At 73.2% G+C, this 15,756-nt stretch carries 11 protein-coding genes; 4 read left to right on the forward strand and 7 right to left on the reverse strand.

The features are described from left to right. Positions 1-2: 2 nt before the first annotated feature. From FHU37_RS03860 to FHU37_RS03875, 4 genes are all read right to left on the reverse strand, one after another. A complete protein-coding gene (locus FHU37_RS03860; RefSeq protein WP_179812816.1) occupies positions 3-6,365 on the reverse strand; it encodes a protein kinase domain-containing protein in 6,363 nt (2,120 codons plus the stop codon). 188 nt (positions 6,366-6,553) lie between these two features. Then, positions 6,554-7,075: a DUF1990 domain-containing protein gene (locus FHU37_RS03865; protein ID WP_179812817.1), complete on the reverse strand. Its 522-nt coding sequence runs from the start codon at positions 7,073-7,075 to the stop codon at positions 6,554-6,556. A 105-nt stretch (positions 7,076-7,180) separates the two neighbouring features. Further along, a complete protein-coding gene (locus tag FHU37_RS03870) occupies positions 7,181-8,047 on the reverse strand; it encodes a YndJ family transporter (protein ID WP_179812818.1) in 867 nt (288 codons plus the stop codon). Then, on the reverse strand, positions 8,044-8,808 hold the full coding sequence (locus FHU37_RS03875; RefSeq protein ID WP_179812819.1) for a TetR/AcrR family transcriptional regulator: 765 nt from the start codon (positions 8,806-8,808) through the stop codon (positions 8,044-8,046). The genes FHU37_RS03870 and FHU37_RS03875 overlap by 4 nt, the downstream gene beginning before the upstream one ends. Positions 8,809-8,941: 133 nt before the next feature. Between FHU37_RS03875 and FHU37_RS03880 the strand changes: the two genes are divergently transcribed. Beyond that, positions 8,942-9,892, forward strand: coding sequence for an aminoglycoside phosphotransferase family protein (locus FHU37_RS03880; protein WP_179812820.1), 951 nt, complete (start codon positions 8,942-8,944; stop codon positions 9,890-9,892). 259 nt (positions 9,893-10,151) lie between these two features. Here FHU37_RS03880 and FHU37_RS03885 read toward each other — a convergent pair whose 3' ends face one another. The 3 genes from FHU37_RS03885 to FHU37_RS03895 all read right to left on the reverse strand — a co-directional run bounded on the left by FHU37_RS03885 (position 10,152) and on the right by FHU37_RS03895 (position 12,930). Then, the gene (locus FHU37_RS03885) at positions 10,152-10,406 is read right to left on the reverse strand and encodes a hypothetical protein (RefSeq protein WP_179812821.1); all 255 of its coding nucleotides are present in this window, start codon (positions 10,404-10,406) and stop codon (positions 10,152-10,154) included. A 250-nt stretch (positions 10,407-10,656) separates the two neighbouring features. After that, positions 10,657-11,802: a calcium-binding protein gene (locus FHU37_RS03890; RefSeq protein WP_179812822.1), complete on the reverse strand. Its 1,146-nt coding sequence runs from the start codon at positions 11,800-11,802 to the stop codon at positions 10,657-10,659. Between the two features lie 96 nt (positions 11,803-11,898). Then, a complete protein-coding gene (locus FHU37_RS03895) occupies positions 11,899-12,930 on the reverse strand; it encodes a helix-turn-helix transcriptional regulator (protein WP_179812823.1) in 1,032 nt (343 codons plus the stop codon). A 96-nt stretch (positions 12,931-13,026) separates the two neighbouring features. On the opposite strand from FHU37_RS03895, the gene FHU37_RS03900 reads away from it, so the two are divergent. From FHU37_RS03900 to FHU37_RS03910, 3 genes are all read left to right on the forward strand, one after another. After that, positions 13,027-13,428 carry a RidA family protein gene (locus tag FHU37_RS03900; RefSeq protein ID WP_179812824.1) on the forward strand — a complete coding sequence of 134 codons (402 nt, stop codon included), beginning with the start codon at positions 13,027-13,029 and terminating at the stop codon, positions 13,426-13,428. Between the two features lie 276 nt (positions 13,429-13,704). Then, positions 13,705-15,066, forward strand: coding sequence for a sensor histidine kinase (locus FHU37_RS03905; protein ID WP_179812825.1), 1,362 nt, complete (start codon positions 13,705-13,707; stop codon positions 15,064-15,066). After that, positions 15,063-15,755, forward strand: coding sequence for a response regulator transcription factor (locus FHU37_RS03910; protein WP_179812826.1), 693 nt, complete (start codon positions 15,063-15,065; stop codon positions 15,753-15,755). The genes FHU37_RS03905 and FHU37_RS03910 overlap by 4 nt, the downstream gene beginning before the upstream one ends. Position 15,756 lies beyond the last annotated feature (1 nt).

A 15,756-nucleotide genomic window follows, 5' to 3' on the forward strand; every position in this document is an offset into this window, starting at 1 on the left:
GGTCAGCGGGTGTGGAAGTAGGCGGCATTGTGGTCGACGATGGCGTCCCAGTCCGCGTCCGTCGAGAAGCGCAGGACATCCCAACCGGCGTTCTCCAGGCGGTAGCCGGCGTCGGCGTCGCGGGTGGACTCGGCCTCGCGGCCGGACGTGTCGACGAAAACGGCGAGGTTGGCGCCCTCCAGACGGAAGACGAGGTCGGGGCGTGCGCCCGCCTCCGGGATGAAGGCGTTGACCTCGTCCGGCAGGCGGTAGCCCTTCACCCTGAGCCAGCTGAGCAGGTCGCCCTCCGCGACCAGTGCCGCCAGATCCGCCTCCAGTGGACTCGGTGAGGCCGCCGGGGCGCTGTCGGGTGCGTCGGGGGCGGTCGCGCCGCTGACCGCCGGAGCGAGCCGGCGGAACCGTTCGCTGCGGGACTCGCCGCGGTCCTCCCGCTCGGTACGGGCGCCGGCCAGCCGCAGCAGCAGGGGGCGGGTGGTGTGCCGGCTCAGCTGGCGATGGTGCGTCTGGTTGGCGTAGGTCAGCAGGCAGGCGTAGCAGCCCCGTGCGCACTTCTCGTCGTCCGTCGGCCCGCCCTGGTCCTCGCCGGTCCCCGGGTCGAAGTGGCAGATCTCCAGGGCGGTCCGGGCGGCCTTGGCGAGGGCGTCCTTGTCGTGCTGGATCCGGCGCAGCACACCGGCGCCGCCCTCGGTGGCCTCCGTGAACAGCATGCGGCGGCGCGGGCCGTCGTCCGGAGGCAGCAGCTCCGCGGTCAGCTCGGAGTCCTCCAGTTCGAACGCCGCCTCGATGCCACGCTCCAAGGCGTAGAGGAGCGACAGGGCCACTGGCTCGGGCTGCGGCTCCGCCAAGGTGACCACGAGGATGTTGCGGCGGTCCTCCACATAGGGCAGGACCCGCTTCTTGCGGCGCTTCTCGTTGCCGTCCTGGTCGACCACCGGCATGCCGGTGCCCTCGACGGCGTCCGCGGCGGCCCGGTCATTGAGCCAGCGGCCGTCGCCCAGGTCCAGCCAGTAGCCGTCAGGCTCGCCCTGCTTGTCGCGGACGCGGCCGAGGTTGGTGATGCGGACGGTCGCCGAGTCGCCGTAGTCCAGGTCGAGAACGGGGACCCCGTCGGCGTCGGTGACGTGGGAGGTGAGGCGTCCCTTGCGGGCGCCGTGGTCCTGGAACGCGTAGGAGGTCTCCAGGCGGAAACCGGCCCGGCGGCGCTCCTCCTCGTCGGAGGAGATCCGCTCGCGGGGCGTGGTGTAGACGGTGTGCAGGTGGAGGAGACCGGTGCGCTTGCTCCTCAGTTCCTCCCCGCACATCGTGCACCTGTCGGAGCCGGGCTTGACGGCGTAGTGGTAGCCGCAACCGTCGCAGCGCCGGGCCTCCGCCGTCGCCAGGTCGCCCGAGGCGTCCGGCGGCAGCTGGACCCGGGTGACCTGGTAGCGGGCCCCCTCGTGGTAGATGAGCGCGCCGGGGCCGAACTCGCGGATCGCGAGGAACCGGGGACGCTGCAGGTAGTCGCCGTCGGCGTTGCGGCGGTTGCCGGAGCGGGGGATGTACGCGGCCAAGGGGAGCCGCGGGAAGCTGTAGCCGGGCAGGAACCCCTCGGATGCCAGGTAACGGTAGGGGTTGAAGTCGCTCATCACCGACTTGCTGTCGGTGGAGCGGTTCAGCAGCAGGTTGGTCTGCGTCTCGGCTTCCCGGCGCCGGGAACGCGCCCGGCTCTGCTCCCCCGGGGACAGGGTGTGGTCGACGACCCGCTTGTTCTGCTCGTACTGGTCGATGACGGCCGCCCGGAACAACTGGCGCCACCGGTCGAAGGAGGCGTCGAAGTTCCTCGGGGCCCGCTCGATCCGGTCCTCGATCCACTCGTCGTACCACCAGGTGGTGGACTCGAAGTCGGTGATCAGCGGGGCGAGGACGGTGCGGGCGGCGGCGACCGCGCGTCGGCGTGCCTCCTCGTCCAGGGACAGGTCGCGGATGTCGGGGAGGAGCGGCAGCGGCATGAGGGGGTCGGGGCGGTCACCGCCGTCGGGGTCGTAGGCGACGTCGATGACGTCGGGGATCGCGGAGCCCAGCCTCATGCCGGTCTCCGCCAGCCAGATGCCCTGCAGGTGGGAGCGGACCAGGTCCTCGTTGGCGAGGTCCAGGCGTGGCGGGGCCACCTGCCCGGACACCATGGCCTGCGAGCGGCGGAAGTAGTACTGGTCGTGGCTGTTGCCCGTCGCGCAGTACGTGGTCACCAGCGCGGGTTGACCGGAACGGCCCGCCCGGCCGGAGCGCTGCGCGTAGTTCGCCGGGGTCGGCGGCACGTTGCGCATCAGCACGGCGTTGAGCGAGGAGATGTCCACGCCCAGCTCCATCGTCGGTGAGCAGTACAGCAGGGGCAGATCCGCCTCACGGAACTGATCCTCGCGCGCCAGCCGGTCCTCCGGAGTGACCTGCGCGGTGTGCTCGCGCGCGAACAGACCGGCCAGCTCGGCCGCCGCCGTCCGGTACAGCTCGCGGAAGAACGGGTTGACGCGGGGGCCCTCACCGCTGCTGTACGTGCGCGCCAGCGGGTCGACCGCACCCCGCTCGCCGTTCCCGGCCCGCCAGATCAGGGCGGCGGCCGACACCCGGTAGCCGGTGCGCTTCTCCGCCGGACGGCGGCGGTAGGCCGGACCGGAGTGCTCAGGAGTCGCCTCCACCTCGCGCACCAGGTTCGCGTCCCGCAGAACCACCAGTAGGTCCTCGATGACGCCCTGGACGTCGTCCAGGGGAAGGACGCGCAGCTCGGGCATGTTCCGCCGGAGGTACCTGCCGAACTTGCCGCGGGCCGACAGGAACAGGGCGGAGCGCTCCATGCCGGGCCGTGAGCCGTACGGATAGGCGGTACCGACGGCCGGCCGGTCGCTCTCTCCCAGCACCCACGGCCCCGTGAGGCGCTCCTCGCTCGCCCGCTGCAGGGTGTCGAAGTCGTCGCGGAAATACCGCACGTCGATGGCGAGGGCGCGCCGCATGAAGTCCAGCAGCGTACGGGCGACCTCCTCGCGCAGCGCCGGGTCGGCGTCGCGCAGCACGGCGTGGGCGGACTGCCAGCGCTCGGACTTGGCGGCGAGCCACTCCAGATCCTCGTAGTCGATCCGCAACAGCCCGGTCTGCTCCAGGTTCGGCATCGTGATGCGCCAGCCGCGCTCGAGGTCGCGGTAGAGGCGATAGCCGACGACGTCCCGGAATGTCTTCACGGCCCGGCGCTCCATGGAGGGAGCCAGGTCCGTGCCCGCGGCGTACTCGCGCGGCGACAGCCCCATCACCTCGGTGACGGCCTCGGCGAGGTCGTCGTGGCGCAGCCCGTCCTCACCGGCCTGCAGCGCCGCCTGGTACAGGGCGCCGCGCAACTGGGTCACCTGGGCGTAGTCGTTGAAGTGCCCGGCCTGCAGCGACGCGTCCTGCCGGTTGTCGACGAAGGAGAGGAGCTTGCGCGCCCTCTTGTCCAGGCTCTCCTCCGGCACGGCCCGCAGGGACTTCACGATCGACGCGGAGATCAGCGAGGTCGCCGAGGAGCGCCCCTCCTGGTCCAGGGTGGCCAGTTTGGCGAAGTCCCGACCGCGGGTCTGCTCGTAGGAGACCTGGCAGTGCACGCAGAACAGGAACGGCGCCGGGACGAATGCCGCCACGAGTCCCTCGCCGGACTCGTTCCCGTAGGGGTCCACGACGACGCGCTTGGGCACCCGAGGTCGGTACGACTTCTTGACCACCGTCACGCCCTGCGCGTCCGGCTCGAGCCAGGACTCCGGCAGCCGCCGGTCGTCCACGGCCTTCTGTGGATCGGCCGGCCATTCGTAGTCCTCCCCGGGCATGCCGAGGTACAGGTAACCCTCACCCTCGCGGCCTCCGGAGGCGGAGGTGTCCCGACGCGGCTCGTACCGGAACGTGCCGCCTTCCTCGGTGCGCCAGACGGTCAGGTACTCCTGGCCGCACTCGCGGCAGAAGGCGAGCGGGAACAGCGGCTTGCCGTCGCTGTCCGGCTGCTCCAGTTGATAGGTGCGGGTCAACGGGCGGGTGAGCGGATCCTCCAGTGTCGTGTACACCGTGTCCCCCTTGGAGAGGAACTGGTGCAGCCGGAACGCGAACAACGGCCGCTCCGTCACCGGGTGCTTGGCCTGCGCACCCGCCTCCAGGGTCGTCCGGATCGCCTCGCGGACGACCTCCTCGGCCACCCCGGACTGCGCGGCCAGCTCGGCCGCGGCCGCCTCGACCGTGCTCGGGGCGCAGCGGCGCAACCGCCCGGTGCCCTCCTCGCACTCCAGACCGAAGCGGGACTCCACCCAGCGCGCCAGTGGATCCTTCGTCAGCGCTTCGTAGGAGCGGGGCGCCGCCGGCACCCGCAGCCGCTCGGCGGACACGGTCGCAGGGGCCTCCTGGGTGGCCCGGACCAGGGTCTCACCGATCACCCGCTTCGGCAGCACCGTGGTGCCGAAGAGCCGACCGGCGACCTTGGCGACCTCACGCTGCTGGTCCTCCCAGGAGCCCTCGGTGGACATGGTCGCGGAGGTGCCGATGCACTGCAGGGTGGCCGAGGCGCGGCAGGCCTCACGGACCCGGCGGATCAGGAACGCCACGTCCGCGCCCTGTCGACCCCGGTAGGTGTGCAACTCGTCGAAGACGAGGAACTGCAGCCCTTCCGCCATGCGGATCAGGCTGGACCGGTCGTCGGGCCGGGTCAGCATCAGCTCCAGCATCACGTAGTTGGTCAGCAGGATGTCCGGGGGGTTCTTGCGCAGTTCCCGACGCTGCTCGTCTGACTCCTGTCCGGTGTACCGGGCGAAGGTGACCGGCTCCCGGCCTGCTCCGAACCCATGGCGCAGGTACTTCTCCAGTTCCTTGAGCTGTGAGTTGGCCAGCGCGTTCATCGGGTAGACGACGATCGCGCGCACCCGGCCTCCCGCAGCAGGCCCCGCCGCCTGACGCTCCTTCAGTACTCGGTCCACGATCGGGACGATGTACGACAGCGACTTGCCCGAACCGGTGCCCGTGGTGAGTACGTAGGAGTCGCCCGCCTGCGCGGCCTCGATCGCTTCCCGCTGGTGCAGGTGGAAGGTCAGCGGGCGGCCGTCCGGGCGGAGGGAGGTCTCCTTCTTGCCGGCCTGGAAGATCTCCGCGCACTTCGGGTGCAGCACTCCGTCCCGCACGAGGTCGGTGACCTGGCCGCCGTCCGCGAAGAACGGGTTCAGCGACAGCCACGGGTCGGGCCACTGCGACTTCGACGCCAGGTCGTCCGCGACGAAGCCGGCGATCCGGGCGTCCCGGATCACCGTGGCGCTCCTGGTGAAGCTCTCGTATTCGCTGATCAGAGTGGCGTGTATGCCGAAGACGTCCATCGCGTCCGGTAGACGCGGTCCCTTGCGCCGCGCCGGTGCCGGCACGGGCGGCGCCGTCTCGCGGCTCAGCACGCGCAGCCGCGCCACGGGGTCCATCTCCTGCCAGTGCGTAGCGAGCAGGGCGGCCGTGTCGTCCTGTGCGAGCGCGAGCGGTCGGAGGGCCTCCTCCACCAGGGCGGCGTTCTCGGGCCGCATCTCGGCGTCCTTCTCCAGGAGGCGGTCCACCAGCCGGACCAGCTCGGAGGGCAGGTCAGGGCGCACCAGGGTCAGCCGTGGTGGCTGCTCACGCAGGTGTTGTTCGGAGAGGTCGTAGGCGCTCTTGGCCGAGAACGGCGGCCGCCCGATCAGCAGTTCGTACAGGATGCAGCCGAGCGCGTAGAGGTCGGCCGGAGCCGAGACCCGTTCGGCACGGAACTGCTCGGGTGCCATGTACCGGGCCGTGCCGACGCTGACCCCGGTGCTGGTCAGACGCGTCTGGTTGGGGTCGTCGACGACCGAGCCCATCCCGAAGTCGAGGATCTTGACGGTGCCGTTGCTGGTCAGCATCACGTTGGCCGGCTTCAGATCGCGGTGGACCACCCCGGCGGTGTGCGCGGCGGCGAGGCCGGAAGCGATCTGCGCCCCGAGGGCGGCGACCCAGGAGACCGGCAGTTGGGGTTCCTCGTCGATGAGGTCCGTGAGCGGATGACCATCGAGCAGTTCCATGGCCAGGTAGGGCAGGCCGATGCCGCCCGGCGTCCGATCCACGCCACCGTCGATCAGCAGCGTGAGGTTGGCGTGGCCCTTGGAGAGCATGCGCATGATCCGAACTTCGCGGCGGAAGCGGTCGATCTCCTTGCTGGACCCCGATGCGTCGACCGCGACTCCCGTTCGGCCGCGCAGCACCGTCTTCACCGCGACCTCCCGGTGCGGGGAGTCCGGGGCGGCCTCGACGTCTTCGGCCCGGTACACCTCGCCCATGTTCCCGCGCCCCAGGATCCCGGTGATTCGGAACCGTCCGTCGACCGTCTCCAGGCCCACTGGCCCTCCCCGTTCCGCCCGTCACGTGCAAGATAGGTGCATCTCGCTGGGAGCGTACACCTTGGCCTCTCGGCGAGAATGACAGGTTCCGTTAACGCTGTCAACGGAGCGTGTTGCGTGTGAGCCGTGCGCCCGCCCTGAGGGGAACGCGCGGCCGCGTGGCGGGCTTGACCGGGGGCGCCAGCCGGTCAGGAGGTCTCGCAGAGTCGGCGGAGGGTGCGGCCGAGGTGGCGGGCGTACTGCTTCTGGCCGAGCGGGACGAGGGGGCCGGCGGCGCGGGTGTACCAGGCGGCGGGGCGGCTGAAGGCCGTGACGGTGAGCACGCTCTCCCCGCTGACCAGCCGGTGGACGACGAACGCCTCCTCGCCGCACTCGGGGTGCCCGGGCAGGGTGCCGTAGCCGAAGCCGGCGGCCTGGTCGGTCTCGACCGTCCAGACGACCTCGCACGGTGCCGCCACTCGCACCGGGCCGAGGCGCAGCAGGGGGGTGACGCGATCGCCGGGCGTGGCGCGTTCGGTGGTGGTGGAGACGGGCACGCCGGCGGTGCGGTGCATGCGGAAGGTGAGCACGGCGTCGGCGGCGGCGCGCGGGTCCACCCGGCCGAGGGGGATCGCCGCGGTGAGGTGGGAGTAGCCGTGGGGGAGCGGTTCGCGTTCGAACAGGACGCGGTGCGTGGCGCCGGTCTCGGCGTAGGTGAGGGCGGTGGTCATGGCGGCCTCCGTTTCGGTGTCCCGGGGCGGGGCGGGGCGGGGCGGGGTGTGGTCGGGTGTGGGTGCGGGGGAGGGCTGGGGGCGGTGGTGCGGGGCCGGGAGGGGTCAGGGCGTTGGGCGTCGGGTGAGCCGGGTGTGGGCGAGGACGGCGCAGAGGGCGAAGCCGAGGGCGTTGCCCACGCCGTGGGTGGCGACCATCCATCCCAGGCCGGGCCGGGGCAGGGCGTACGCCTCGCCGACCGCCCACCACAGGGCCAGCGGCATGGTGACCAGGAGGCTGATCGCCGAGACGGCCAGCATGGCGCGGGTGAGCGGCCGGGGGGCCGCGGGGGCTTGGTGTCGCCAGGTGTGCCACGCGACCAGCCACATCCCCGCGGTCAGCCAGAGTGCCCCGAGCAGTTCCACGAACTCGGAGACGAAGTATCCGGCCAGCACCGTGAGCGTGCCGCCCGGCACGCTGAGGGCTGCCAGCCGGGTGGCCGGGCGGGGTGGCGTGGCGGCGTCGGTGGGGTGGAGGCCCGCGGCGAGGGCGGCGACCAGGGCCGCGGCGAAGCCGGCGTAGTGGAAATGGGCCACGGTCAGGGCGAGTATGGCGGTGCCGAAGCCGAGGAAGGGCGTTCCCGCTCGTTCGGGCACCAGCGCGATGGCGGCCACGAGCGGGCAGGTCCAGGCGGTGGCCAGGGCCAGTTCGGCCGCGCTCGGTCCCGGTCGGCGCGTCCGGCGGAGCAGCCGGCGCGCCGCGAGCAGCGCGAGGGCGGCCGCGGCGAGGGCGTAGCCGCCGGCGAGCGCGGCGGCACCGGGGCCGGCGGGCAGCCAGAGGGAGGTGGCGCCGGCGACGGCGCCCAGCAGCCAGGGCAGGCGCAGTCGGCGCAGGGCCGGCTCGTCGGGGACCAGCCGCAGGCCCAGCGGGACGACGGCGAGCATCCCGAGCGCGACCAGGGCGTGGACGGTGGCCGTGGTGAGGGTGTTCATCGGCGGCGCAGCGTGTCGACCAGGGCGAGGGCGTCGGCCACCACCGACCGCAGGACGGGCAGCCGGGACAGGCGGACCAGCCGGGCGATCAGTGGAGCCGCCGTGTCCACCAGGGCGCGGGTCCGGGTCTGGCCGGGCGAGTCGTCGTGCACCCAGTACAGCGTGATGCCGAGGTGTGCCAGCCACAGCAGTTCCGGCAGCCGGGCGCGCAGCGCGGGGTCCAGGCGCGGTGTGCAGCCGTCGAGGACGTCGGCGAACAGGGCGACGGCGGTGGTGCGGGCGCGTGTGGAGGCGGGGCTGAACGGGCTCGCCGGCGAGGTGGGCACGATCGCGGAGCGCAGGAAGGTGGCCGCGAAGGGGTGGTAGGGGGCGTTGACGTCGATGCCGGTGTGCAGCACCGCCCGTAGCCGGTCGGCGAGGTGCTCGCACTCCCTCAGCGCGGGGGTGGCGGCGTCGCGGTGACGGCGCACCACCTCGGCGTAGAACTCCCCGACCAGTGCTTCCTTGCCGGAGAAGTAGTAGTAGGCGTTGGCCGGGGAGAGTCCGGCGGCCTGGGCGATGGCGCGCATCGTGGTGCGGTCGTAGCCCTGTTCGGCGAACAGGCGCAGCGCGACGTCCAGGATCAGTCGGCGGGTCTCGGCGCCGCGGGGCGTGGGGGCCTCCTCACCCGGGGGCGGGGCGGGGGTGGGTGCGGGCGTAGGCGTGGGCGTGGCGGCGGGTTCGGCCGGGTCGGATCGTTCAGCTGCGGCACGGTCGGGCATGCCGGCCCCCTCCTCGACGAGTTGAACATGTTCGACTCTTTGGATGGGCGCAGGCTAGCCCGCTTCCTGAACATGTTCAACTGCCCGGGTGGGCCGTCGTTCCGCTCACCCGGTGGCGTGCGATGATCGGGGCATGGCCGATTTCCTGACACCGCGGCACATCGCCCGCCGCACCTCCGCCGCGGTGGACGCGGCTGTCGGTGCGGGGCGCGGTCTCGGACTCGCCGTGACCGATGCCACGGTGCTCCACGACCTGTTCTCCGTCGTCGTCCACCTCGCGCCCTCGCCGGTGGTGGCGCGGATCCCCACCGTGCTGCCGCCCGACGTGGACCTCGATTCGCTCGCCCGTCGGCAGCAGGCGGAACTGGACGTGACGCGATGGCTCGCGGAGCAGGGAACCCCCGTGATCCCTCCCAGCCCCCTCGTGGCGGCGGAACCCGTTCGGCGCGACGGGTTCTCCATGACGTTCTGGCAGTTCGTCGAGGAAGACCGGGACAGGAAGCCCGACTACGCGGCGAACGCGGAGAGCGTGGCCGACCTGCACGCCGCGCTGCGCGCGTACCCGGGCCGACTGTCGTTCCTGTCCGCGGCCGAACCGCGATTCGTCACGGAAAGCCTCGCCCGGCTGGGAGAGCGCCCCGACCTCATCGGGCCGGCCGATCTGGAGCGCGCCCGCCGCGAGTGGCGGGTCCTGGAGCCCCTGGTGCGCTCACGCGCCGCGTTCGAGGAGAGGTTCCCGGGGATCGAGCTCCAGCCCGTCCACGGCGACTCCCCGCCCGCGAACATCTTCCCGGGGGTGGAGCGGGACCTCTACGCCGATTTCGAGCTGGTCACCCTGGGCCCCGTCGAGTGGGACCTGGCCGCTCTCGGGCCCGCGCTCGAATCCGCCTACAACCGCGGCGCGCGGCGCAACGGCATGCGGCCGTTGGACGAGGCCGTCCTGGGCTTCGTGAACGCCGTGGGAATGCTGCGGGCCGTCGCCTGCCTCGCGCTCGCGCCGCAACTGCCCCCCTTGGTGGAGTACCTGACGCCGGCGGTCGACCAGTGGCGGACGATGCCGTTCGCCGGTGGCGTGGCCCGTTGACCGGTACGCCGCGGCCAGCGGACAGCACCGCGTGCGCCTGGTCGCCCCCTTGGACGGCCTGGCCGATTCCCCCCCGGGGCCGGCCCGAAGGCGGCCCGCCCGGCCGGCGACCGGTGCTCCTGACGAGGGCCGAGGCGGGGGTGCGAGGCGTGGCCGGCGGTGTCCACCGTCTTCGCCGGCGCCTCGCGGCCCCCACCGGCGTCACGACCTCGGTCCTCTCGTCAGGAGCGGCTGTGCGGGCCCACCGGTGTTGCCGGGCTTACCGGTATCCCTGGCCACCGGGCGTGGTGGTGCCGGACTGGCGGGAGCGCTTGGGGATCAGGCCGAGGAGGCCCAGGAGACCCAACAGCCCCCACAACCCGGCGTTGCCGCCGCCGCCGTCGTTGTCACCGTCCTCCGCCGCATCGGCGCTCGTGGACACGGTGTGCGTCGCCACCACCGCGCCGGCACCGGCCGGGGGCTGTGCGACGGCCGGTGCCGCGCCGCCGAACGCCAGCACGAGGCTGATCACCATCGTCGTCATCGTCTTCCGCACGATGCCTCCAAGCTGTCGGGCCGGACAACCCTCTGCGCCCAGTCGCACAGAGCGCGCCTGACACCGCCACCTCACCATCGCGGGGGCCGGCCCGCCACACGGGCGCCGTGGTGACTCCGCCACCCGGGTGAAGCGGTGCGGCGGTCAGGGTGGCGCGACAGGGGGGACGGCCCCCGTGGAGCCGTCCCCCTGCCTGGGTGCGCCGTGTCCCACGGCCGGGCGCCCCCCTTCAGACGGCCTCCGCCGGCCCGCCCGGAGGCGTCGACCCGCGACGCGACGGTTCGCAGGCGGCGCTGACCGTCTCGCACCGCACGGCGACGTCGTCACCGCCCGCTTCGCCGTCGCAGAAGTCGACGTCCGGGCCTCCGTCGAGGAAGTCGTCGGCCGGCCCGGCGCGCAGCGTGTCGTCCCCGCCGCCGCCCTCGAGACGGTCCCGCCCGCCGGCGGTGCCGACGGTCCGGGTGGCGTCGACGTCGACGTTGTCGCCGAAGAGCGTGTCGTCCCCGGCGCGCCCCTTGATCACGTCACCCCGGGCGACCGGGGCGTTGTCCGCGGAACTGTCGCCGACCAGCAGCTCACCGGCGGCCCCGCCGAGGATCACGTCCTCGCCGGCACCGATCGCCGTGGCACCCGGTGAGAACGTGTTGTGGTCGCCGATGACCAGGAGACCGCCGTCCGTTCCGAGGTCGAGGTGATCGTCGCCGCCGGACCCGGTGGTGTCGCAGGTCGGGGTGTCGCACGCGCGCAGGAGCGCGTTGCTGTCGCCCCTCAGCCCGTCGACACCCGGCCCGCCGTGCATGACGTCGTCCCCCGCGCCCGAGGCCGCGCCCGTGAAGGAGGTGCTGTCTCCCGCCATCTGGTCGTCTCCCGGCCCGGCGGTGATCCGGTCGTGGCCTCCGCCCGAGGCATCGCCGTTGAAGGCGACGCTGTCGCCCGAGCCGAGGTCGTCGCCGTCGCCCATCACGAGCAGGTCGTCGCCCCCGCCCACCGCGTCGCCGCTCTCGCGGATCACGTCGCCCTGCGCCAGGTCGTCGCCGGGTCCGGCATCGATCCGGTCGTCGCCGAGCCCTCCGGCGATGGTGTCCGCCCCCGACAGCGCGCAGACGCGGTCGTCGCCGCCGAGGCCGTCGATCACGTCGTCGCCGGCCGAGCCGACGATGACGTCGTCGCCCGGGGTCCCGCTGATGGTGCCGGCACCGGTGATGGTCGCCGGGCGGCCGAAGCACTCCGCCCCGTGCGGCCCCTGGTCGGCGACGGCGGGGCACCCCATTGTGAGCAGCGCCGCCGTGACGAGGCCGGTGGTGAGAACCCTTCTGCGCCACGGCCGCCAGGAGCCGCGCGAGGGCAACGGCCGAGGAACCCAACGTACGGTCATACGGAACCTCCGGCTGCTGGACGCCGTCGTCCAGGTCGGTGCTGTAGGCAGGGGGATCAGCTCGCGCGTCCGCGTCGCCACGGCGACGGAGACCGCTCACACATGATCTATTTCGGACAATATTGGGCGGATTTGTCCAGGGGGTGACGACGCGCCGTACGAGCCTCCGTAGCAGGCGGCGATCGCGGCGGCGCGGTCGCGCAGCCGGTCGCGCAACCACTGCGGGGACAGGGCCTCCGCGCCGGTGGCGAGCTGCCACAGCGCCCACTCGGCGTGCCTGGAGTCCTGGAAGGCCGCCTCCAGCCGCAGCCAGCCGTCCGCGTCGGCCGCTTCGTCGCGGACGGACAGCGCGGTGCCCACCAGCTCCTCCCGCCGCGCCGGGTCCACCCGTACCAGCACGGTGACCTGTTCGCCGCCGGTCCGGAACCGCGTGCTGCGCTCCCGCCAGGCCCGGTCCAGATCGACCCGCTCCGGTCGCCGCGCCGGTTCGTCGAGCTCCTCGGCGGCCAGGACGCGGGACAGCCGGTAGGTGCGGTCCACGCCGGAGCGCGTGGCCAGCAGGTAGCCCTGGCCGCGCACGGTGACCAGGCCGACCGGGTCCACCGTGCGCCACCTCGGGGGCTGGTCCACGGCCGCGTAGTGGATGCGCAGCCGGTGTCCGGCGACCACCGCGCGCCGGACCTCGGCCACCAGGGCGTCGGGCACCTCCTCGGCGACCAGCCGGCGCGAGAGGAGGTCGGTCTCCGGGTCTATGAGCAGTCGCCGGGCCGCTTCGGCCGCGGTGGCCCGCGAGCTCTCGGGCAGCGCGTCGACCACCTTGCGCATGGCCGAGGCGAGCGCCGAGCCGAGGCCGAACGCCTGCGCGCCGCGCCGCGATCCGGCGACCAGCAGGGCGAGCGCCTCGTCGTGGTTCAGCCCGGTGAGCTCCGTCTGGAAACCGGGCAGCAACGCGAACCCGCCGTGCCGGCCGCGTTCGGCGTAGACCGGGACGCCGGCCGCGGACAGCGCCTCGATGTCGCGCAGCACGGTGCGGGTGGACACCTCCAGCTCGCGGGCCAGCGTGGCCGCGGACATCCGACCGTGCTGTCGCAGCAGCAGAACCAGCGATACGAGGCGGTCGGCGCGCACCCGAAAACACTACCGGAATACACGACACACGATGTCACGATTCGCTGGAAGGCTTGGCGGACGACAGGGACCCGTCCCACACGAGAGGTGGTCCACATGGCACACGCCATCGTCAATCCCGACGGTCTGCACGACCCGGTCCCGTTCGGCTACAGCCACACCGCCGCCGTCCCCGCGGGCACCGAACTGGTGCTCGTCGCCGGCCAGTACGGATCGGGCCCGGACGGCTCGGTCGTCTCGACCGACTTCGCCGAGCAGGTGAAGCAGACGTTCCACAACATCGGCGTCGCCCTCGCCGCCCATGGGCTCGACCTCGGCCACGTCGTCCAGCTCAGGACGTACGTGGTGGACCACGACGTCAGCAAGCTCGGGCCGATCGCCGGGGCCGTGCGGGAGCGCTGGGGCACGAAACCGCCCACGCAGACCCTCATCGGCGTCGCCGGCCTGGCCACGCCCGACGTGCTGTTCGAGGTCGAGGCCCTCGCCGCCCGGCCATGACCCGCCGCCGCCCGCGTCGGGCTCCTCCGACCCGACGCGGGCGGCGCTTCGGCGACGGGGGTGGCGGGGCACGGCAGGCCGGGGCCGGCCAGGCGACGGACCGGCAGCCGAGACCGCCCGACCAGCCAGGCACCTGGTGGCCGCCCCGTATCCTGAACCGTGTGCTGCCGAATGTCGATATCGAGGGCGAGGCACTGAGCAGGCGTGTCCCGGCCTCCGCGACCGGGCCCGACGCAGCGGTGCGTCGGCTCCCCGCCGGCCGGGACTGAGCCGGCCATGACGAACACGGGGGGCGGTGGTCCGCCGCCACGCGGCGCGTGGTGGCGGGAGGCGGCGATCACGGCGACGGCGTTCGCGTGCTGTCTGCTCGGCGGGGTGATGCGGGTCGACGACACGCTGTCAGCGCCGCCCGCGCCCGCCTACATCATCGCCGTGGTGTCGTGTGCCGTGTTGCCCGTGCGGCACCGGGCACCCCTGTCCGCCCTGGCGGCCACGACCGCGGTCGGCGTGCTGGTGCCGCCCCTGGGCCTCCTGCTCACCCCGCTCATCGTGGCCCCCGCCGTGATCACCGCCTACTCCTACGCGCTCGCCGCGCGCACCGAACGGCGGGCGGCGAGCGCGGTGCTGATCGCTTCCGCGGCGCTGGTCGCGCCCATCCCCTGGTTCGAGGACCTCTCGTGGGCGGACGCGAGCAGGATGGCAGTGGTGGCGGTGTTCCCGCCGGCGGCCGGCCTGCTCGGACACTCGGTGCGCAACCGACGGGCCTACCTGGCGGCCGTGGAGGAGCGGGCCCGGCGGGCCGAGGAGGGCCGGGACAGCGAGGCGCGCCGGAGGGTGGCCGAGGAACGCCTGCGCATCGCCCGCGAACTGCACGACCTGGTGGCCCATCAGATAACCTTGGCCAACGCGCAGGCCACGGTCGCCGCGCACCTCTTCGACACCCGCCCGGAGCAGACCCGCAGGAGCCTCCAGGAGCTCGTCGCAACCACCGCCGACGCGCTCGACGAACTGCGGGCCACGGTCGGCCTGCTGCGCCAGTCCGGGGACGCGGCCATGCCCGCCGAACCGGCGCCCGGACTCGCCCGGCTCCCTACGCTCCTCGACTCCTTCCGCCGCGCAGGTCTGGAGGTGTCGGTACACCACGACGGCACGCCGAGGCCGCTGCCGCCGGGAGTGGACCTCACCGCCTACCGCATCGTCCAGGAGGCCCTGACCAACGTGACCAAACACGCCGGCACCGGTAGCGCCGAGGTGCGCCTCACCTGGAACCGCGATCGCGTGACCATCACCGTCACCGACGACGGGAAGGGCACCGCCACGGCGCCGACCGCGTCCCCCGGGCCGACCGCGTCCCCGGGGCCGGGCGCGTCCACCGTGCCGGAGCGTCCGGCCGGTTACGGTCTGATCGGGATGCGGGAACGTGCCACCGCGGTCGGGGGACACCTCTTCGCGGGCGGACGCCCGGAGGGCGGTTTCCTCGTCTCCACCCAGCTGCCCCTCCCACCTGCCAAACACGCGACGCGCGGGCCGGACGGAGCGACGACCACCGGGGGACGCACGCCGGACGCGGTGACAGGTGACGAACAGCCGGGCGACGAACGGACGGGCGACGACGGAAAGGCCGGGGACACGCCGTGACGCTCAGGGTGCTGCTCGCGGACGACCAGGCCCTGCTGCGCGGTGCCTTCCGCATGCTGCTCGACAGCGCCGACGACATCACCGTGGTCGGCGAGGCCGCCGACGGCAGGGAGGCGGTGGGACTCACCCGGGAGCTGCGCCCGGACGTGGTGGTCATGGACATCCGCATGCCCGAGGTGGACGGGCTCGCCGCCACGTCGCAGATCTGCGCGGACCCGGAACTGCGGGCCACCCGCATCCTGATCCTCACCACCTACGAGACCGACGAGTACGTCGCTCAGGCGCTGCGCGCGGGGGCCGGCGGCTTCATCGGCAAGGGCATCGGGGCCGAGGACCTGGCGGACGCCGTGCGTACGATCGCCGACGGCGACACCCTGCTGTCCCCGGCGGCCACCCGCGCCCTGGTCGCCCGTTTCCTCGCCACACCGGAGGCGGTCCCGCCGCGGCACGCCGAACGGCTCGCCGTGCTCACCCCGCGCGAGCGCGAGATGGTGGCTCTGGTCGCGTCCGGCCTGTCCAACCAGGAGATCGCCGAGCGGATGTTCCTCAGCCCCTTCACCGTCCGCGCCCACGTGCAGCGCGCCATGACGAAGCTGGAGGCCCGCGACCGGGCGCAGCTCGTCGTCATCGCCTACCGGACGGGCCTGGTCCGCGCCGCCCCCGACGGCGACGCGGACCGCCCGTCGTAGT

Source organism: Allostreptomyces psammosilenae (assembly GCF_013407765.1).
Classification (GTDB): domain Bacteria; phylum Actinomycetota; class Actinomycetes; order Streptomycetales; family Streptomycetaceae; genus Allostreptomyces; species Allostreptomyces psammosilenae.